Consider the following 19,745-nt stretch of genomic DNA (forward strand, 5'->3'; position numbering starts at 1 on the left):
CGCCGCATCGCGCCCTCCCGGACCGTTACCGGCGGCGCGGCAACACACCGGGACGGGCACGGATGCGCGTTCGCAGTTGGCTTATCCGCGGGTTGATCCTCGCCGGGATCGCGGCTCTCGCCGCGCTCGCGTGGGTCGCCAGTTCGTGGGTCAGCCCGGAACGGGTGCGCGAGAAGGTCATCGCCACACTTTCCGAGCAGTTCGAGGACGTGGACGTTCACGTCGGCTCCGCCCGCATGCGCATCCTCGGCGGCATCGCCGTGAGCGACTTGCGCCTCACGCGCCGCGGCGACCCGCCCGGCCAGCCGTTCCTCGTGGTGCCCGACGCGGTCCTGATCCACGACAAGGAGCAGTTGAACCGCGGGCGCCTCGTGATCCGCAAGGTGGAGCTGGAGAACCCGACGATCCGCATCGAGCGGTCCGCGGACGGGAAGTGGAACGTCGCCGAGATCCTGAAACCCGGCCCCGCCGACAAGCCGGTTCCGACCTTCCAGGTGCGGGGCGCGACCGCGATCGTCATCGATCACTCCGCCGCCGGGTTCCCCCCGACCACGTTTACCAACGTGCAAGGGATGCTCCTCAACGACCCGCTCCCGGCGCTCACCGTGCAGGCCACGGCGACCGCAAAACAGTACGGCCCCGTTACCGTTCGCGGGCGCCTGAACCGGATCAACAACCACCTGGCGCTCTCGGTCGAACTGGCCGAGTTCCCGGTCGGCGCCGCGGCCGTTTCGACCGCCCAGCGGTTCGCCCCGGAAGTGGCCCCGCACCTGGCGAAGCTCAGCGCGGTCGCCAACGTGAAGGCCGACCTCAATTTCGCGCCGGAATCGTCCCCGCAGTGGCGTCACGACGTGCGGTTCGACGTGAAGGGCGCGCGGTTCGAGCACCCCGATCTGCCGTGGCCGATCGAGAAGATCGCCGCCACCGTGCGCAGCGTGGACGGGCGCGTGAGGGTCGAGAACGCGACCGCGGAGGTCGGTCCGGCGAAACTCAGCGTGTCACTCGAAACGCGCGCCGATGCCCCCCCCGTTGCGCTCACGCCGCCCGGACCCAGTGCGACCGCGGGCGACGACCCGATGCGCCGGATCGAGGAGCGGCTCCAGCGGCTCGACGTGTCGGTAGCCGGCGTGCCGCTCGACGACGCCCTCTTCAACCGGCTCCCGGACAAGCTGAAGAAGGGGCGCCGAATGTTCTCCCCCACCGGTCAGGTGGACGCGGGGTACAAGTTCGTGCGCGAGGGGGCCGGGTGGAAGCGCGAGCTGGAGGTGCGCCCGAAACAGTCCGGGATGATCTACGAGAAGTTCCGCTACCCGGTGTCCGAGGTGCGCGGGCTGGTCAAGCGCACGACCACGCACACGGGGACCGAGACCACTGCCATCGATCTCATCGGTGTCGCCGCGGGCCAGTCGATTTCGGTCAAGGGGCAAATCACCGGGGACGGACCGGACCCCGAGCTCAGCCTGCGCGTCACGGGCACGAACGTTCCGGTGGACGAAAAACTGTTTGATGCCCTCCCGCCCAAGTACGCCGCGATCGTGCGCGAGTTCCGCGCCACCGGGCGCGGGGACTTCGTCGCCAAGGTCGTTCAGCGCGCGGGCGTGAACATGACCGAGAACGAGTTCAGCATTGACGTCAAAGACGGGAAGCTGAACTACACCGCCTTCCCGTACCCCCTGGAGAAGCTCAAGGGGCGGCTCGTGATCCACACCACTTCGACCGAGGACCGCACGCCCCCGGGCGCGCCGCGCCGCCCGCCGCCGGACCGCGACGAGATCATTTTTGACGACTTCACTGCGGTCCACGCCGGCGCACTGGTGCGGATGCATGGATCGAGGCGCCCGGTCCCGGACACCCCCGACCACAAACTCGTGATCCACGTCGGCGGGACCAACGTGCCGCTCGACGCCGACCTCCGCACCGCGCTCGGGGCGGTAAAAGCGGACAACGTCTGGGCCACGCTCGCGCCCACCGGGACCCTCACGTTCACGGCCGCCGTGGACGTGCTGGACCGCGGTCCGACCGCCGCGCGCCCCGATTTCGACCCGCCGCTGGACCCGGCTACCGACGCGAAGGTGACGTTCGCGTTCCGCGGCCCGACCGTGACGCCGAAATTCTTCCCCTACGAACTGACCGAGATCGAGGGGTGGCTGGAGTACAAGAACAACCGCCTCGACGTGGCGCGCATGTCCGGGAGCCACGGCGCGAGCCGCGTGAAACTCGACGCCGGCGACATCCGGTTCTACCCCGACGGCGCGGTCTGGGCGAACCTCGGCGGGATCGAAATGAAACCGTGCGTCGTGGACGAGGCGCTCAAGAAGGCGCTGCCCGGCAAGCTCGGCCCCGCGATCGACGAGTTGCAGTTTAGGGGCGGCGCGGAACTGCTGGTCAAGCACCTCGTGGTGAGCGTTCCGCCGGACGCGCGGGCACCGGGACCGCTCCCCGTCGCGCTCCTCCCCGAAGGGAAACGGCCCGCGCCCGACTCTTCCCTGAAAGTCGGTTCGAGCGCCAGTGTGGCGGAACCGCCCGACCCCGTTGTGTACTGGGACGCGGAACTGAAGCTGTTCGGCGCGGCGCTCGATACCGGTGTGGCGTGGGAGGACGCCTTCGGTTCGGTCGCGTGCCGCGGGCGCTACGAGGGTACGCACCTCGGGGCGGTTCGCGGTAACGTGTGGCTGGACCGCGCGCTCGTGGCGCGCCTGCCGGTCGCGGCGGCCCGGTGCCAGTTGCGCGCCGACCCGCAGGCGCCCGACCCGGCCCGGCCCGGCCAGCACCTGCCCACCACGCTCCAGTTCCTCAATGTGTCCAGCGACCTGTTCAGCGGCCGGCTCATCGGCGAGGCCGCGGTCGTGCTCACGGAGGCACCCGGGTACATGGTGTGGCTCGCGGCGACCGACGTGAACCTGGAAAAAGCGGCCCGCCACTACAATCTCGGCTCCGACGCCGACCTCAAGGGGATCGCACAAGCCCGGCTCCTACTGGGCAACAAACTGGACCCCAAGACGGGCCGACTGGTCGTTGACGGAGAGGGCACGCTCGATGTGCCCACCGGTCGCATGTACAACCTGCCGGTCCTGCTCGATTTGATGAAGGTGTTCCGCGGGTCGGTGCCGGACAAGACCGCCTTCGAGCAGGCGCACGTGTCGTTCCACGTGCGGGGTGATCGGATCCGGGTCGATCAGCTTGACCTGATCGGGAAGGCCATCTGCCTCGGTGGATCGGGCGAGCTCGACACCAGCGGGGACTACGTGAAGTTCGAGTTCTACGTGATCTGGTCGCAACTGTTGAAGCAGATGATTAACACGCCGGTGGGCGAACTGAACAAGTTCCTGAGCAAGAACCTGTTTACGATCAAGATGGTGCGGGAGAACGGCAAACTGAAATACAGCCCGGAACCGGTGCCGCTCGTGACGGAGCCGACGAAGGCTATTCTCGACCGATTGAAGCGCGGCGCCGGGTGGTTAATGGGAAAGTAGTTCGAGAAGGTGCGTGCGGGAGCACGAGTGAAATACCCAATGCGAGCGGCGCGGCGTAAGCCCGCCAGTAATGGCTAAAACCACCGGCGGGCTTGCGCCGCGCCACGAGCAGAAAACGCGCGTTTTCAACGCTGTAACACGGTCACAGTTTGAGGAGGCGGTGTGCTAGGCAGTACCCTGAACCGGATGATCTTCTGGGAACTGGTGCGGGTGTTCCTGCTCTCGCTCGGCTCCCTCACCGGTTTGGTTCTGGTCGTCGTGGCGGTCCAGCAGGCGTCGCAGCTCGGGCTGTCGCTGGCCCAGTTGGTCCGCGCGATGCCGCTCCTCGTGCCGAGCATCCTGCCGATCGCGATCCCCGCGACGACTCTGTTCGCGGCGTGCGTCGTGTACGGGCGCCTGGCGCACGACAACGAGGTCGTCGCGCTCAAAGCGGCCGGGGTCCACCTGTTCGGGATCGTGAAGCCGACCGTGGCGCTCGGCGTGCTCACCACCGGCACCACCGCGGCGCTGTACCACACCACGATCCCGCGCACCCAGCAGATGTTCTACGGGCAGATCCTCTCGGACCCGGAAGAGGTGCTCTACAACTCGCTCCGCCGGGACCGGTGCCTGCGGCACCCGAGCCTCCCCTACGTGCTGTACGTGCGCGACGTGCAGGGTCGGCGCCTCATCGACGTGGTCATCAAGCGGCGGGTGAAAGACCCGAGGCCCGGCGCCAGCCCCTACGATTTCGTGGCGCGCATGCACGAGGCCCAGCTCCAGGTGGACGCGGACAACGGTACGATGTCGATCGTGCCGGACCGGTTCGTCATCGACGGGAAGACCGCGGTCGGGGGCAGCACGAGCAGCGGCGAGTTCAAAATGGACCTGCCCGACTCGGTAAGCGGTAAGGAAGCCCGGCTGCGCATCAGCGCGCTGACGTGGGACGAGTTGCCGGACCGGATCGCGGGCATGCGGGCCGAGCGCGACGTGCTCGTGGCCCAGCGGGACGCGCACCAAGTCGAGGTCGAGCGCTCCTCCGACATCAACGTCCGCACGAACGGGCAGGCCGAACTGCGGGGCTTCAAGTTTGGGATCGACGCGAAGACCCGGCAGGTCCGCAACCTGGAAGCGGAGGTGTACGCCCGGCCCGCACTGGCGGTGAGCTGCCTCGTGTTCGCGCTCATCGGGTGCCCGGTCGGTATTTGGGCCAACCGGTCCGACTACCTCAGCACGTTCGTCGTGTGCTTCATCCCCACGCTGCTCGTCTACTACCCGCTGCTCCTGGCCGGGTCCGACATGGGCAAAACGGGGAAAGTACCGCTCTGGCTCGGGTGCTGGGCCGCCGACATCGTGATGGGGGCCGTCGGCCTGCTGCTGATGTGGCGGTTGCTGAGGAGGTAGTTGCCAGAGTTCCAAAACACTCGCGGTTCGCCTGGAGCCTCTTGGCGAACCGCAAGTGTTAACGAGCGGGTGGAGTTGCACAACGACTGGAACTATCGGATTTATTTCGCCGAGATCAACTCGACCTCGAAGATGAGAACGGAGTTCGGCGGAATGTCGCGCCCGGCGCCGGCGGCCCCGTAACCGAGTACGGCGGGGATCTTGAGCCGGCGCAGGCCGCCCGGCTTCATTCCGGGAATCCCTTCCTGCCAACCCTTAATGACCTGGTTGAGCGAGAACGAGATCGTCTGCCCGCGGGCCACGCTGCTGTCGAACATTTTGCCGTTCGTGAGCCACCCGGTGTAGTGAACGGTGACGGTGGCGCCGGGCTTGACGGCGTCGCCCTCGCCCACCTTCGCGTCCCACACTTCCAACCCGGACGCTTGCTTCGTCCACTCGTCGGCGTCCACTTGCGGCATCGGGGGTACTTCTGGCATCGGTGTTCTCCTGGGGAGGGCGCGGGTTCCCGCGAAACGGGCGGGAGATAACTTACGTAGCCCGGTTGCTCCGACGAGGGTTCGGACCCTCTTAAATCGTTTCTGTGAAGCACTTTTGGTGCCTGTTCTGCGTCACACAATCCAAGGAATCTGGTCTCACGCCCCGGCGGTTTGTGTCGGCTTCAGCACGCTCAACAGCAGCTTGTACAACCCTTCGGGATTATCCGCGTCGCCCGCGGTGAGACGCAGGTAGATGCTTTTCTCATCCACAATTTTGAGCCGCCCCTTGCTGGCGGCAACGAGCTGCTTGGCGCGGTCCGCGTTGCGGTACGTGAACACCAGATTGTGATCGTGGCGGTGAACGCTCGCGACCTGCCATTTCACGCACAGGAGCCGAATTTCGGTCGTGCGGAGTAGCCACTCGACCGGGTCCGGGTGGGGGCCGTAGCGGTCGCGGAGTTCCTGCCGGAAGTCCGCGAGCTTCGCCGGGTCGCGGAGCCGCGCGAGCCGCCGGTACACCTCGATGCGCAACTTCTGCCCCGGAACGTAGTCGCGCGGCAAGTACGCGGGCCACGGCAAATCGACCGTGACTTCTACCGAGACCTTTGGCGCCTGTTGCTTGAGCGCCCGCACCGCGTTCTCGAGGAGCTGGCAGTACAGTTCGTAGCCGATGGCCGCGATGTGCCCGCTCTGCTCCGCCCCCAGAATGTTCCCGGCCCCGCGGATCTCTAAGTCGCGCATCGCGATCTTGAAGCCCGCGCCCAACTCGGTGAACTCTTCGATCGCCTTCAACCGGCGCTGGGCCGTCGGGTTCAGCAGCTTCAGCGGGTTCACAATGAGGTACGCATACGAGCGGTGCTTCGACCGCCCGACGCGGCCGCGCAGTTGGTGCAGGTCCGCAAGCCCGTGCATGTCCGCGTCGTTGATGAAGATGGTGTTCGCGTTGGGGATGTCGAGCCCGCTCTCGATGATCGTGGTCGCGACCAGGATGTCGGCGTCCTTGCGCACGAAGCCCACCATCGCTTTTTCGAGGTCGTGCGCGTCCATCTGCCCGTGCCCGACGGTCACCTTCGCTTCCGGGACCAAGATCCGCACTTTCGTCGCGATGTCGAAGATGTCCTGCACGCGGTTGTGAACGAAGTACACCTGTCCGCCGCGGTTCATTTCTCGCAGGATCGCGTTGCGAATGAGCTTGTCGTCCCAGCGCGTGATGTGCGTTTCCACGGGTTGGCGGTCCGCGGGGGGCGTTTCGAGGTTGCTGATTTCGCGGATGCCGAGCAGCGAGGCGTGCAGCGTGCGCGGAATGGGCGTCGCGGTCATTGTGAGCACGTCCACCATCGCGCGCAGGTGCTTGAGGCGCTCCTTGTGTTCGACCCCGAACCGCTGCTCCTCATCAATCACGACCAGACCCAAGTCTTTGAATTTCACGTCCTTCGAGAGCAACCGGTGCGTGCCGACGATCACGTCCACCTCGCCGGTCGCGAGCTTCTTCAGCGTCTCTTTCTGTTTGGCCCCACCCCTAAAACGATTCACCACATCGACGATGAACGGGTACTCGGCGAACCGCTGCGTGAACGTGCGGTAGTGCTGCTCCGCGAGTACCGTTGTGGGTACGAGGATCGCGACCTGCTTGCCGCTATCGACCGTCTTGAACGCGGCCCGGATCGCGACCTCGGTTTTGCCGTACCCGACGTCGCCGCAAATGAGCCGGTCCATTGGCTTCGTTTTTTCCAGGTCGCCTTTCACCTCGGAGATGGCGGAAAGTTGGTCCGGCGTTTCCTGGTACGGGAACGCGGCCTCGAACTCCTTCTGCCAGTCGGAATCGGGCGGGAACTGGTGCCCCGGAACGGCTTGCCGGACGGCCTGGATGTTAATCATCTCGGCCGCCATGTCGCGCACGGCTTCGGCGACTTTTTCCTTCTTGCGCCCCCACGCCGTCCCGCCGGGCTTGCTCAGCGCCGGTTCCGTCTGCGACCCGCCCACGTACTTCTGCACGAGGTCGATGCGCGTGGCCGGAACATAGAGGAACATCCCGTCGCGGAACTCGAGCACGAGGTGCTCTTCCGTCGCGGGACCGGCTCGGGACTCGGCCCTTCGGGACGAACTTAGCTCGGCGCTCTCTTCACCGAACTCGGTGTCCTGCCCCCGGGCCTTTTCGAGCATGTGCATCCCACGGAACCGGGCGATCCCGTGGGCGACGTGGACGACGTAATCCCCGTCGTTGAGGTCGAGGAACGAGTCGATCGCGCGCGACTCGATTTGTCGGCTGGAGCGCGTTTGAGCCTTCACGCCGGGCGGTAGCAGATCCTTGTGGAAGATCTCGTGGCTACCGAGAACGATGGTCCCGCTCTCGACCAGACGGAACCCGCCGCGGACGTGGCCCGTCACGAGCTGGAGCCGGTGCGACTCCGCGAGCTTGCCCGCCTTCAGCACCTCCGTGAGCCGGTGGACCTCCGCCTCGCTCTGGCACGCGATCAGCACGCGCGCGGACGAGTTGTGGGCGATCGAATCGAGTTCGTCGCGCACCCGATGCACGCTACCACTGAATCGGTTCACCGACTCGACGCGCAGGTGAACGGACGCCTCCACACTGGGCCGCGGCAGCGCAGAGAGAACTACACTGGGCAGCTTCATCAACTGTGCGAACGCCTGTTCCGGCGAGTGCAGCCCATCCGTCGTTGCGACGCGCTCGTGGAAGTGCTTGGCCTGCTCCTTCAGTTCACGCGGTTCGACGAGTACGACCCACGAATCGGGCGGGAGGTAGTCCGCAAGGTGCCCGCGGGGACGGCTCCGGGAAGAACCTAACCCCCCAACCCCCTTCCCTAAGAAGGAAGGGGGAGCAGAACCGTCTTCGGTTTTAAGCCCCTCTCCGCTTAGGGGAGGGGTTGGGGAGGGGTCGTTTTCTATTCCCAACAGTACGACGCTGTTCTTCTTCTCCAGGCTCCGCTGCGAACCGGCCGCGAAGCTGCGGATCGATTCTACTTCGTCGCCGAAGAACTCGAACCGGTACGGGTCGGGCGCATCCGGCGGGTAGACGTCGCAGATCCCCCCGCGGCGGCTGAACTCGCCCGGGTACTCGACCGCGTCCACGCGCTTGTAGCCGCTCGTGACCAGCCACTCCGCCAGTTCGCTCGGCTCCACGATCTCGTTTACGGTGATCGTGCGCCCCCGCGCGGCCAGGTCCGCACGTTCGGGCGCCGGCTGGCACACCGACGCGACGCCGCAGACGACGATTTTGGGCGCGCTCGACATGAGTTGTTGGAGCAACCGCAAGCGCGAAGTCGTGGTTGGGTCGAGCTTCCCCTTGTTGGAAGCCACCGGCCACGATTCCCACGCCTCGAACACCGCGGGCCGCGTGCCCGTGAACGACGCGATGTCTTCCCGCCAGGGTTCGACGTCGGTAGGGTTGGGAACCACCACGAGCAGTGTGCCGGGCGCTTCGGTCGCGAGGGTGGCGGCCGCGAGCGCCGCGGACGACCCCCAGGCGCCGTCCACGGTTCCGCTCCGTCCCGAGACGAGCGCGGCGCGCAGTTCAGCCCACCCCTCCGTCTTTTCCAGGAGGCCGGGTAGAGCGCGTAAACCGGCATCCGCCGGCGCTGCGGGGGCCGCCGTCGTCATGAAATTCTCCTTGAACCGCCCATTCTATTACCGCACGGCAGCGACCCGTGAACAGCCCGACACCCCCGCCCGATTTCATGTGCGTAAGTGAAGGCTATCACCGTACTTGAAGGCAGTGGGCTTCAGTGGACGAAACACGCCCATTCCGCCAGAATTGCCGCAATTGGGCCGGGGAGTAATGTCGGTTAAATAGGGTTAATGGGTTGCCAAGAGTCGTTTCGAGTTGCATAAAAGTCCTGATCGCTGCCACCCTCCGAATGAGCCGAAAACTCGATCTCGGATCGATTCGCCCCAATCCGCGTGACTTAACGCGAGACGCGCGGGCCGGAATGCCGATCCCACTGACCATCGAAAGGAGTTCGAGCACCTCTCCTCCTTGAACCGGCGCGTATCGCCGGCTTCAACCTACCCGCCCCACCACATTAGCTAATCCACACACGACACAAGGATGATGCCGCGATGATTCCACTTTCCCGATACCTGGGGCGCTTGTTTCGAGGGGAAGCGGACGGAGGGGGCCTTTCGCTCGTTCAAGACGCGCCCGCGGTGATCTGCCGGCGCGAACCGGCCCTCGCGGGTGTGGACCTGTTCCGGTCCTTCGGGTCCGGCGAAACGCGCTCTTACGCACTCAAGGGTGTGTCCGCCGACTTCCAACCCGGGGAACTCAACCTTCTGATGGGGCCGTCCGGGAGCGGGAAGTCCACGCTGCTCGCGGTGCTGTCGGGGTTGCTGCGCCCGGACACGGGAACGGTGGGAGCGCTCGGGCGGGACGTGTGGCGGATGGGCGAAGACGAAATGGAGCGGTTCCGCCTCCGGCACTGCTCGTACATCTTCCAGGGGTACAACCTGTTCCCGGCGCTGACCGCGCGCGAACAACTGGAAATCGTGCTGAAGTGGGGCGAGGGGTGCCCGGCGCGCGAGGCCCGCTGTCGCGCGGATCGGGTGCTCGGGCAACTCGGGCTGTCGAAAAAAGCGCACCTGCGCCCCGCCGAAATGAGTGGTGGAGAAAAGCAGCGCGTTGCCATCGGCCGCGCGCTCGTGAAGAACCCGTCGTTCGTGTTCGCCGACGAGCCGACCAGCGCGCTCGATTGGGAGAACGGCGAACAGGTCATCAACCTGCTCACCGAAACGGCGCGCGAAAACGGTGCGATGGTCCTCGTGGTCACGCACGACCCGCGCCTCACGCCCTTCGCGGACCGCGTGTTCGAGCTGGCCGACGGGCAACTACAGTCCGAAACGGAAATTGAAACGGAATCGTTCGAGGCCGAGGCGTGCGTGTCCGGGCTACCGAGCGCGTATGAGCACACCCCGTTGCGGAACAACTCGCTCCGCGTGCGGTTGTACGATCCGCAAGAGTAACGCGGGGTCCCGGTCGTTTAACGCCGATTGACCACCTTGAGGAGCTGCTCGACCATCGGGCGGTAGCCCTCGGGCACTTTCTTGACGTCGTCGGCCTCGACCGTCTTCTTCCCGTCCTCAATGACGATCTTCAGCGCACCGGTCGCGTCGGTGGTGCCCGTGATGGCGTAGGCCACGTCGTTTTGCTTCGCCTTGATGGTGAAGTTGCCGTTCGTAACGGTGACAATCGTGTTGGTAACGATGACCCCGCGCCCGAACCCGTCGCCACGCGGGGGGAACGGGCGCACGGGTTCGCGCCGCGGCGTTGGGGGCTTCGGCCGCTCGTAGGCGCGCCCGGTCAGTGTCTTTTCGACGAGCGCGAGTTCCCGCGCAATCGCCTCGACGTTCTCGCCCTTCTTGGCGGCTTGTTCTACGGTCTCGCGCAACTCGATCAGTTCTGCTGGGGCGTCGCCCGGTTTGACCGCACCCTTCGCCAGTGCTTTTTCGAGTGCGGTCAAGGCGGCGAGGATCGTATCGACGTTCTCTCCCCGCTTGTTCGCGGCCGCCACCACCGCGCGCAATTCACCGAGATCCGGCTTCGTGGTTTTAGGTTCATCCGCGGCCCGAATGTCGACGAGTGCTCCGTCAATCACGGGCTTGGCCGGTGGCGGTGTGAGTGATTCCAGTTTTGGCAGCGGGGCGATCGGCGCGAGCGGCTGCAGGTTCTGAAACTTCTGTTCTAGCTTCGGTACCGGGAGCGGTTGAAGCTTGGGTGCAACCGGGAGCAGTCCGGGCACCGGCACGGGGAGGCGCGGGGGGACCGGTTGGCGCCCGACATCCGGTAGCACGACGCCCTTCACCTCCACCTTCTTTCCGCGACGCATTACAACGAGATCGACTTTCTCACCGGCCCTCACCGCGCTCACTTGGCGGACGAAGTCGTCGGTGTTGTCGCTCACGACTTTGCCCGCGAACTCGAGAATGATGTCGTGAACCCTCAATCCGGCTTTCTCCGCGGCCGAGTCAGGCACGACCGCGGCGACCGCGACCCCGACGTTCGGTTCGATCCCGAGTTGCTCGGTGGTGATCGCGGTGAGCTTCTCCATGCGGATGCCGAACCGGGCACGATCCGGTACCCGGCCGGCGTCCGGGAACGCGGGGAACAGAGGCACCGCGGCCCCGTCGCCGTTCCGCATCGCCTTCAGCATCAGTTCGTTCGCTTCCATGAACAGCTTCATGGCTTCGGGCGCCTCCGGGTTCGCCTTCAGCATTTCGAGCGCTTTCATGCGCAGGTCCATCGCCTTTTGGACCGCATCCCGGTCGATCCGGCCCGGATCGGGGAACGGGACGACCGGGAGGGGGAGGTCGAGGGCCGGGGGATTATTGAACGGGTTCGGCGGCAGCTCGGGGCGCGGTTCCGGCCTCGGCTTCGCGAGCGACCGCCCGGTGATCGCGACTTCGACCGCAGCGAGTTCCTTCAGCACCGCCTCGACGTTCTCGCCCTTTTTCGCAGCGGCATCGACCGCATCGCGGAGCGCTTGCAGTTCCGGGGACACCCGGCCCGACTTGATGGTCGGGAGTGCTTTCTCAAAGGCTTCGAGCGCCTTGCGGACCTCGTCCACGTTTTCGCCGCGCTTAGTGGCAGCGGTGACCACGTCCCGTAGTGCGGTCAGGTCGGTGCCCTTCGCGTCCGCGGTCGGGGTCGGCTTCAGTTCTTGTGCGGTGAGCGAGAACCCGAGCCACACCGCGGCCCCCACGAACCCGACAACAGCGGCCCATTTCCCGGCACGGAACATGATGGGACTCCTGAATGCACGCGCGGATGCACTCTTTAGTTCAACACGGCGCGGCCGGAGAAGCAAGGGCTGGCGTGCATTCGTTACGAACGGAAATGCAGGACCTATCTTTCACATTATCATGCGACAACATATCTTTATCGGTATAAAATTAGTCCAAAAATTCGCCCCAATTTCAAGACGGGAAAGCCGATGACGAAACGCGAACTAGCGCCTGCGCAACTGGCGGGCGTGAAGGAACTCGCCAAGCAGTGGGACGAAATCGGCACCCGCCGAGCCTACGGCGCGGGCGCCCCTCCCTGTCGACTGTGATCAGATGGAGCCGATCGCGGCCGGCGCCCGGGCGTGCAACGGGGCGATTCAGGCGCGCTGGCTCGCGGGGTACACCGGTGGTGGACTTCGTCCACGTGCCCTACTTCCACGTCGTGCCGGGCACGTTTGCATTCACAGAGTGACGATCGCGCCCCGAGACTCTAACCTGGTCCAAACCATACTCAGTTCAGGACACGCACGCGAGGGTTAGATGGCGCGGATACGCATTTTCAGGGACGAGGCCCACGGCGAATACTTCCCGCGCCTGTGCATGCGGTGCGGGCGACCGGCCGATCACGACGTGCCGCAAACGTTCGCGTGGATGCCGGTCTGGGTCACGTTCCTGATCCTCCTCGGCCTCGGACCGTGGATCATCATGGCCCTCGTCATGCGCAGGACGATGCGGGTCGTTGCACCGATGTGCGGGAAGCACCGCGGGCACTGGCGCGCCCGGAAACTGTTCGTGTGGCTCGGCCTGCTCTGGTGGATCGCGGTCGCCGTCGCACTCGGAGTGTTCTGGGACGCGCTACCGAAGGCCGCGACCGGTCCGCTGTTCATCGGCGCACTCTTCGGCGCCCTCATCTGGGTGATCGTCGGGATGCTGCTGGCCAACGGCGCGATCAAGGCGCTCGAGATCCGGGACCGGGGAATCGAGTTGGGGAACGTGAACAAAGTGTTCGCGGAGGCCTGGAGAGAACAAATCAAGCAACTCAAGAACTCCCGCTGACCGAACCGAATGCGCCCGATACGTCCACTCGAGATCGGCCAGCTAATCGAGTCGGGAAAAGCCGTCTGTGGTTCGGTACGACATTGCCAAACGATCGAGTCGAACCACGCAGAATTTGGCAGAATTCATCGTGGACAAGCCAGAACATGTGCGCGGGTGGTTGTCGCCGGACGACTTAAAGCGCGACCCACCCGGACACGAACGGCGTGACGCGCACGCTGCGCGGCCGACGGGTACCAGACGTTGCTCGACCACAGCCCGCCACTGATCGCGCCGGCCGCGTCCCGCTACCGGCCGGCGACCCAGTACGGCGCGATACAGAGCGTGACGATCGAACTGACGGCCGGCGGCGAACCCGCGGCCGTGCCGGAGAGCGCCAAGGCCGCGATCCTGCTATGCCTGGCCTACTGGTACGAGAACCGCGGCGACATGCCGGCCGCGGTGGGGATGCCGTCGGGGGCCAAGCTGTTGCTCGACCTGCTGAGCACCGGTGCCTACTGGTGATTCGCCAGCGAGCCGCCCCTCGCGCGAGGGACGGCCCGATTCGTTTCCGGGAGGCCGCCCGTGGCACCACTGCTCACCCTGCTGACCGTCCTCGCGGCCGTACACCTGTTCCGCCGGGCGAACCCCGGCCCGTTCTGAGGTGGTGACGTGATCCCCGCCACACAGCGCGTCGTCTCCGCCACCTGCGACACCTGGACGCGATGAGCGGCGAGTACCTGGGGCCGGGGTGGTTCCGCTGCGCCCGGACCCTCCGCCGCTCCCGCGTCATCGACAAGGACACCGGCAACACCGAACTGCACCCGTCGCCCGGGTGCGGATCACCGCGGACGACATCTACGCCCCGCCCGGCGAGGTGGGCGGGTGGTGGACGGAGGTGGGCGCGGAACGCGGTGCCGGCGGCGCGCGCGGTCGGAGCGGCGAAGGGGGTGCTGCGAGCCTCAGATTTTCAGCGCGAAGGCCAGGGACGTGGATTTGATCAGCGTAATGGGCGAGCCCAATTTGGAATCAGCGACCGCCCGATGGACCGTAGGCCAATCGTAGTCGTGCCACGCGAGCGCGCCCCCGGGACGCAGACAGGCCCATGCCGTCGCCGTGTCCGTCTTGGCCGCGGCGTACTCGTGTGATCCGTCCACGAAAAACAGGTCGCACGCGCCGCGATACGGACCGAAGTCGAACGCCGCAGAGTTTCCGAACAACTGCTCGATCCGCCCGGGGCCGGCGTACCCCGCGAATGCGATCCCGACTCGCCGCTCGGCCCCGGCGGCGGCCATCCGTGCGAACCCGTTGGCGGGGTCAATGTAGTGCCCGGCGGCGATCTCGGCGGGCGTCAATGAGGGGGGAAGGTCAAGCGTATGCACGACTCCGTCAGACTCACCGTTAGCGGCCATCGTCAGTGCCGTGACGCCCCGGAATGTGCCGATCTCGAACACCCGCTTTGCTCCGTGCCGGATGACGAGGGCGGCCAAAGCTACCCGTTCCGGGATCGAGGCCGCGTACAGGTCGGGGTCACCCATCGGTCCGGCAGCCGGCGCCGGAAGACGAGGCAGGATCACATCCCGCGCCAAGCCGACGAGTAATGATTCGGCGGTCACCATCGTATCATGCGGCGGGAGCGATTGCGCCTAATGGCCAAGTACCCGACGAACGACGGAGCGGAGGGCTATGGGCACGGGCGGGCTCCAGGTGATGTTAGGCCGGAAGTGATCTTAGCCGATCTTTCCCAGACGAACGCCTTTGGGAACACGAATCGGCATTGAGGTCACACATTACGTCCGTGAATGGTCGCCTGCAACACGATTCGTGTCCGAATGATGGCCCGGCTCCGGTCGAACGGTCCCCGAAACTACCGCCCGGGCGTTTTTCGGCCAGATCGTCGAAAGCGGCTCAACAGGCGCACCGCAGCCCCTTGGCGACGTTGGTCAACCCCGAGGGGCGGATCGGTTTCGCGAGCGGAGCCAACCTCACCCCGTGTCGAACGCCTTCCCGAACCCGACCTCGAAGCCGATCAGGATCACCCCGTTCGCTCGGGAGTCGCGGTAGTCGTTGTTGGCGAACAGCACACCGACCGGGGGCGTCTCGCGCCAGCCGCCGAACAGGAGAATTGCCCCGGTCACGCCGATGAGGAGCGTACCAACCGTCACCGCGACGCCCCCCCCCATCAGGAAGGGGGAGATGGCTCTGCGGGTCGCGTGAGCGCGACCCGCAGAGCGGCGAACCGGTCGATGAAGTGCTCAATTTGGCGACCCCCATACCAGCGAGACACATACCGATCAGGCACGCGCACCCGGCGAACACGATCACGGCGATCTGACTGACCCCATAAACTCCGGGGGCCAACGGTAGCATCAGGCCGTATATCGTTGCGGCCCCGCCCCAGAGCGCGAGCAGTGGGCCTACCACTCATGCGCCACATTCAGTTTCTCCCGTGCTTCGCACGCGATCGGTCCTGTGACCGTCTGCGTATCACTCGCGAGACGTAAAATCGACCCGACCCCGCGCCGCACGTCGGTCGGACGCGGGCTACATAAGTTGGAGAGCAAAGCGGGCCGGCTTCCTGATGGTAAATACCTTACAATACTGGTAAGGCCTCTTCCATTTGGGAGTTTACCGCGATGTCCGCGATGACGATGACCGAGAAAATCCTGGCCCGCTCGAGCGGCAAGGGCAGCGTCGCGCCCGGCGAAAACGTCTGGACCAACGTCGACGTACTCATGACGCACGACGTGTGCGGCCCGGGCACGTTCGGCGTCTTCAAGAAAGAGTTCGGGCCGAACGCGAAGGTGTGGGACAAGGAAAAGCTCGTCCTCATCCCGGACCACTACATCTTCACCCAGGACGCGATGGCGAACCGCAACGTCGACGTGTTGCGGCAGTTCGCGAAAGAGCACGACATCAAGTATTTCTACGACGTGGGTACGGACAAGTATAAGGGCGTGTGCCACATCGCCCTGCCCGAAGAGGGCCACACCCGCCCCGGCGAAGTGCTGCTCGGGACCGACAGCCACACCTGCACCGCGGGCGCGTTCGGCGAGTTCGCCACTGGCATCGGTAACACTGACGCGGGGTTCGTCCTGGGCACCGGTAAGCTGTGGCTCAAAGTGCCGCCCACCATGCGGTTCGTCTTCCACGGCAACCTCCCGCCGTATCTGATGGCCAAAGACCTGATCCTCGCGGTCATCGGCGACATCGGCGTGGACGGCGCGACCTACCGCGCGATGGAGTTCGACGGCGACGGCGTTTACGCGCTCAACATCGAGGAGCGGATGACGCTGTGCAATATGGCGATCGAGGCCGGCGGGAAGAACGGCATCATCGCGGCGGACCAGGTGACGTTTGATTACGTCAACAAGCGGAACGCCGGGCAGAAGCCGTACCAGGCGGTGAAGAGCGACCCCGGGGCGCAGTTCGTGTTCGAGAAGGTGTACGACGTGACGAAGATGGAGCCGGTGATCGCGAAGCCGCACTCGCCGGACAACAAGGCGACCGTGACCGAGGTGAAGGGCACGAAACTCGACCGCGCGTACATCGGTAGCTGCACCGGTGGGAAGCTCACCGACTTCCGCGCCGCGGCCGAGTTGCTGAACGGCAAGAGCGTGAAGATCGACACGTTCGTGGTCCCCGCGACGACCGAAGTCGCGCGCGGCTTGGACACCGAGAAGATCGGCGGAAAATCGCTCCGCGACATCTTCCTGGCGTCCGGCGCGAAGATCGGCGAGGCGAGCTGTGCCGCGTGCCTCGGCGGGCCGAGCGACACCTTCGGCCGGCTGAACACCCCCATCAGTTGCATCAGCACGACGAACCGCAATTTCCCTGGTCGAATGGGGCACAAGGAAGCAAAAGTGTTCCTCGCCAGCCCGCTGACCGTGGCCGCCAGCGCCCTCGCGGGCACCATCGCGGATTGCCGCGACCTGATATGATGGGGCGAGCTTCACTGGAGGAATGAGCCGTGAGTCAGATTTTGGCCGACGCGGAGATGGCGAAGCAGATCGAAGCGGCCGACGGGCCGGTGAACATCGTTGATGCAACCGGCACGGTCATCGCCGTCTGCACACCGGTCAAATTCCCGCACTCACCGTACACCCGTGAGGAGGTGGAGGAGCGGCGCGAAGAGGCCCGAAAGAACCCGGGGGGCGGGAAATCGCTCGCCGAGATCATGACCCGGTTGAACCAACTCGGCGGGGGCAGGGTGTGACGTTCATGGTCGATTGGCGCCCCGCCGCCGAACAAGAACTGGCCGCGATCTGGTTGGCGTCCGCGAACCGCGCCGCGGTCACGGACGCTTCGCACGCCATCGACCAATCGCTCGCCATTGATGCCGATACCGTCGGTCGGGTCGTGTTCGACACCGTTCGCGAATACACGTACACCCCATTAGGTGTCGAGTTTGAAGTGATTGCAGCCGATTGTCGCGTCTTCGTGCTGACCGTTTGGGATACGGCGACGGGGCGCCCGACGTTAGCCGGCAACTGATTGACGAGGGCTCTTCATGGGGCGTCCGTTCTCTGCCGCGGCCGCGTTGCTCTTCCCCGCCCTCGCGGTCTTCACACCCGCCGCCCCGGACGCTCCCAAACCCGCGGACTTCGTGAGCGTGCAAAAGGGCACGCTGCCCGTCATCATCTCGGCGCCGCACGGCGGGCGCAAAAAAATCCCCGACGTCCCCGAGCGCGTCGCGACCGGACTCACCAATTTTCAGACCGTGCGCGACGAGAACACGGCCGAGTTGGTCGAGAAACTCGTCGCCGAGATCGAGAAGTCACTGAACGCCAAACCGTGGGTCGTCGTCGCGCGGTTCGAGCGCAAGCACCTCGACGTAAACCGCTCGCGCGAGCAGGCTTACGAGAGCGATAAGGCGAAGCCGTACTACGATGCGTACCACGACCCGCTCGCGGCGGCGTGCAAGGCCGTCAAGGAAAAGTACGGGCGCGGGATTCTGCTCGATATCCACGGCCAGAGCGTGCATCAGGGGTCGATTTGCCGCGGCACGCAGAACCTCAAAACGGTGAAGTTGCTCAAGGACCGCGAGGGCATGGCCGCGATCCGCGGGAAGAACAGCGTGCTCGGCCGCATGGAGAAGCTCGGCTACAAGATCCTCCCGCCGGGCGACTCGGAGGAAACCGCGAAGGAAGAAGCGCAGTTCACCGGCGGGCACATCGTCGCCACCTACGGCAGCCACACCGCGTTCGCAATCGACGCGATCCAAGTCGAACTCGGCACCGAGCTGCGAGCACGCGAGCAGTACGCGACCACCGCAAAAGACCTCGCGGAATCGGTTCGCGTGTTTTACGATGCTTATCTGAAGGACGAAAAGAAGTAGTACCGCGTGTGAACCGAACCCGGGAGCAAGCCCGTGACCGCACCCGTTTCGCGCCGCGAGGCCCTCGCCACCGGAGTGGCCGTTACCACCGGGGCACTCGGCGCGTTTGCCGCGCCGGTACCCAAGAGCGATGACAAGTCGTGGGTCGGTAAGACGGTCCTGCCCAAAAAGGCGGACCCGATCGGTGCCTATTATGAGCCCGCCCGCCCCGGTTCGTCCGAACCGACGAAGCTGTTCCGCACGCTTTACGCGGCGGCGTGGGACGTGAAAGCCGAGAAGGACACCAGCGTCCAGGTACTCGACACGGACGGGACCGTGTGCTGGGTCGAGAAAGAGCGCCTCGTGCCACTCGCGGACGCGATCGACTTCTTCACGAAGGCGCTCAAGGACGATGAAAAGGACGCCTACGCCTACAACTTCCGCGGTTGGGCGAAGTACCTCCTCGGCAAGCCCAACGACGCGGTGAAGGACTTTGACGAGTTCCTGAAGTTGGCCCCGGTCGGCCCCGGCCCCGGCCCCAATCCCAACCGCGCCGTCGGGCTCAGCAACCGCGGGTTGGTGCTCGCGGAGTTGGGCAAGTTCGGTGGGGCCATCAAGGATCTCGACGAGGCCGTGAAGCTCGGCCACCCCCCGGCGCAACTCAACCGCGGCTGGGCTTACGAGATGAAAGGCGAGTACAAACGCGCGGACGCGGACTATGCCGCGGTCCTCGCGGGCACCCCGGACGACGCGCTGGCACTGAACAACTCCGCGTGGTTGCGCGCGACGTGCCCGAGTGCCGAATTTCGAGACGGTAAGGCGGCCGTGAAATTCGCGAAACGCGCGTGCGAGCTAACGGGCAACCGCGAGGGCGGGTTTCTCGATACGCTCGCGGCGGCACACGCCGAAGTCGATGATTTCAGCGCTGCGGTGAAGGCGCAGGAACTCGCGCTAACGGACCGCGGGTACGCGAAGAAGTGCGACGAGGACGCGCAAAAGCGACTGCAACTCTACAAAGCCCGAAAACCGTTCCGCACAGAACCACCGAAGGCGCAATAAGCCTGGGATCGCGGACGTCCCGTCCACTGCATTCCACCGGCCACTCTCGCTGCGTAATCGTCGCAGCACGTCAAACGAGCCGCGACCGCAAGGGAGCGGGCAGAGGCTTCCCGATGTTGGCTGAGCGGTAAATGGCGGTAGTGCCTCCCGCTCCCTTGCGATCGCGGCTCGTTCCGACCCGGTTGACGGAACCGCACTCACCGACCGGTAGCGCCTTCCGCTTCCTCGCGACTCGTTAGCTGAAACCCAAAACCGGAGTGGATACGA

15 protein-coding genes are annotated in these 19,745 nt (G+C 65.4%); 10 read left to right on the forward strand and 5 right to left on the reverse strand.

The features are described from left to right. Window positions 1-62 precede the first annotated feature (62 nt). Both J8F10_RS19000 and J8F10_RS19005 read left to right on the forward strand, forming a co-directional pair. Window positions 63-3,473 carry a hypothetical protein gene (locus J8F10_RS19000; RefSeq protein WP_210656295.1) on the forward strand — a complete coding sequence of 1,137 codons (3,411 nt, stop codon included), beginning with the start codon at window positions 63-65 and terminating at the stop codon, window positions 3,471-3,473. A 162-nt stretch (window positions 3,474-3,635) separates the two neighbouring features. Beyond that, window positions 3,636-4,856: an LptF/LptG family permease gene (locus tag J8F10_RS19005; protein WP_210656297.1), complete on the forward strand. Its 1,221-nt coding sequence runs from the start codon at window positions 3,636-3,638 to the stop codon at window positions 4,854-4,856. A gap of 101 nt (window positions 4,857-4,957) precedes the next feature. Here J8F10_RS19005 and J8F10_RS19010 read toward each other — a convergent pair whose 3' ends face one another. Together J8F10_RS19010 and mfd are read right to left on the reverse strand one after the other, a co-directional pair. Continuing rightward, window positions 4,958-5,332 carry an FKBP-type peptidyl-prolyl cis-trans isomerase gene (locus tag J8F10_RS19010; protein ID WP_210656299.1) on the reverse strand — a complete coding sequence of 125 codons (375 nt, stop codon included), beginning with the start codon at window positions 5,330-5,332 and terminating at the stop codon, window positions 4,958-4,960. Between the two features lie 156 nt (window positions 5,333-5,488). Beyond that, on the reverse strand, window positions 5,489-8,950 hold the full coding sequence (gene mfd / locus J8F10_RS19015; protein WP_210656301.1) for a transcription-repair coupling factor: 3,462 nt from the start codon (window positions 8,948-8,950) through the stop codon (window positions 5,489-5,491). Between the two features lie 459 nt (window positions 8,951-9,409). On the opposite strand from mfd, the gene J8F10_RS19020 reads away from it, so the two are divergent. Beyond that, complete coding sequence (locus J8F10_RS19020; RefSeq protein ID WP_210656303.1) at window positions 9,410-10,309, forward strand: ABC transporter ATP-binding protein; 900 nt, start codon at window positions 9,410-9,412, stop codon at window positions 10,307-10,309. A 17-nt stretch (window positions 10,310-10,326) separates the two neighbouring features. Here the strand turns inward: J8F10_RS19020 and J8F10_RS19025 are convergent, their stop codons facing one another. Then, the gene (locus J8F10_RS19025; protein WP_210656305.1) at window positions 10,327-12,084 is read right to left on the reverse strand and encodes a PDZ domain-containing protein; all 1,758 of its coding nucleotides are present in this window, start codon (window positions 12,082-12,084) and stop codon (window positions 10,327-10,329) included. A 523-nt stretch (window positions 12,085-12,607) separates the two neighbouring features. Between J8F10_RS19025 and J8F10_RS19030 the strand changes: the two genes are divergently transcribed. Beyond that, entirely contained in the window at window positions 12,608-13,123 is a 516-nt protein-coding gene (locus tag J8F10_RS19030; RefSeq protein ID WP_210656307.1) for a hypothetical protein, read from the forward strand. A gap of 243 nt (window positions 13,124-13,366) precedes the next feature. Beyond that, on the forward strand, window positions 13,367-13,627 hold the full coding sequence (locus J8F10_RS19035; RefSeq protein ID WP_210656309.1) for a head-tail connector protein: 261 nt from the start codon (window positions 13,367-13,369) through the stop codon (window positions 13,625-13,627). Between the two features lie 437 nt (window positions 13,628-14,064). Here J8F10_RS19035 and J8F10_RS19040 read toward each other — a convergent pair whose 3' ends face one another. After that, window positions 14,065-14,721 carry a class I SAM-dependent methyltransferase gene (locus J8F10_RS19040; protein WP_210656311.1) on the reverse strand — a complete coding sequence of 219 codons (657 nt, stop codon included), beginning with the start codon at window positions 14,719-14,721 and terminating at the stop codon, window positions 14,065-14,067. Window positions 14,722-15,087: 366 nt separating this feature from the next. Further along, a complete protein-coding gene (locus J8F10_RS19045; RefSeq protein WP_210656313.1) occupies window positions 15,088-15,267 on the reverse strand; it encodes a hypothetical protein in 180 nt (59 codons plus the stop codon). Between the two features lie 471 nt (window positions 15,268-15,738). On the opposite strand from J8F10_RS19045, the gene J8F10_RS19050 reads away from it, so the two are divergent. The 5 genes from J8F10_RS19050 to J8F10_RS19070 are packed head-to-tail and all read left to right on the forward strand — an operon-like array spanning window position 15,739 to window position 19,478. After that, complete coding sequence (locus J8F10_RS19050) at window positions 15,739-17,043, forward strand: 3-isopropylmalate dehydratase large subunit (RefSeq protein WP_210656315.1); 1,305 nt, start codon at window positions 15,739-15,741, stop codon at window positions 17,041-17,043. A gap of 29 nt (window positions 17,044-17,072) precedes the next feature. Beyond that, entirely contained in the window at window positions 17,073-17,318 is a 246-nt protein-coding gene (locus tag J8F10_RS19055) for a hypothetical protein (protein ID WP_210656317.1), read from the forward strand. A gap of 5 nt (window positions 17,319-17,323) precedes the next feature. Continuing rightward, window positions 17,324-17,596, forward strand: a complete 273-nt coding sequence (locus tag J8F10_RS19060; protein WP_210656319.1) for a hypothetical protein — start codon at window positions 17,324-17,326, stop codon at window positions 17,594-17,596. 16 nt (window positions 17,597-17,612) lie between these two features. Next, a complete protein-coding gene (locus J8F10_RS19065; RefSeq protein ID WP_210656321.1) occupies window positions 17,613-18,440 on the forward strand; it encodes an N-formylglutamate amidohydrolase in 828 nt (275 codons plus the stop codon). 33 nt (window positions 18,441-18,473) lie between these two features. Then, a complete protein-coding gene (locus tag J8F10_RS19070; RefSeq protein WP_210656323.1) occupies window positions 18,474-19,478 on the forward strand; it encodes a tetratricopeptide repeat protein in 1,005 nt (334 codons plus the stop codon). Window positions 19,479-19,745: the final 267 nt, after the last annotated feature.

This window comes from Gemmata palustris, assembly GCF_017939745.1.
Lineage (GTDB): Bacteria > Planctomycetota > Planctomycetia > Gemmatales > Gemmataceae > Gemmata > Gemmata palustris.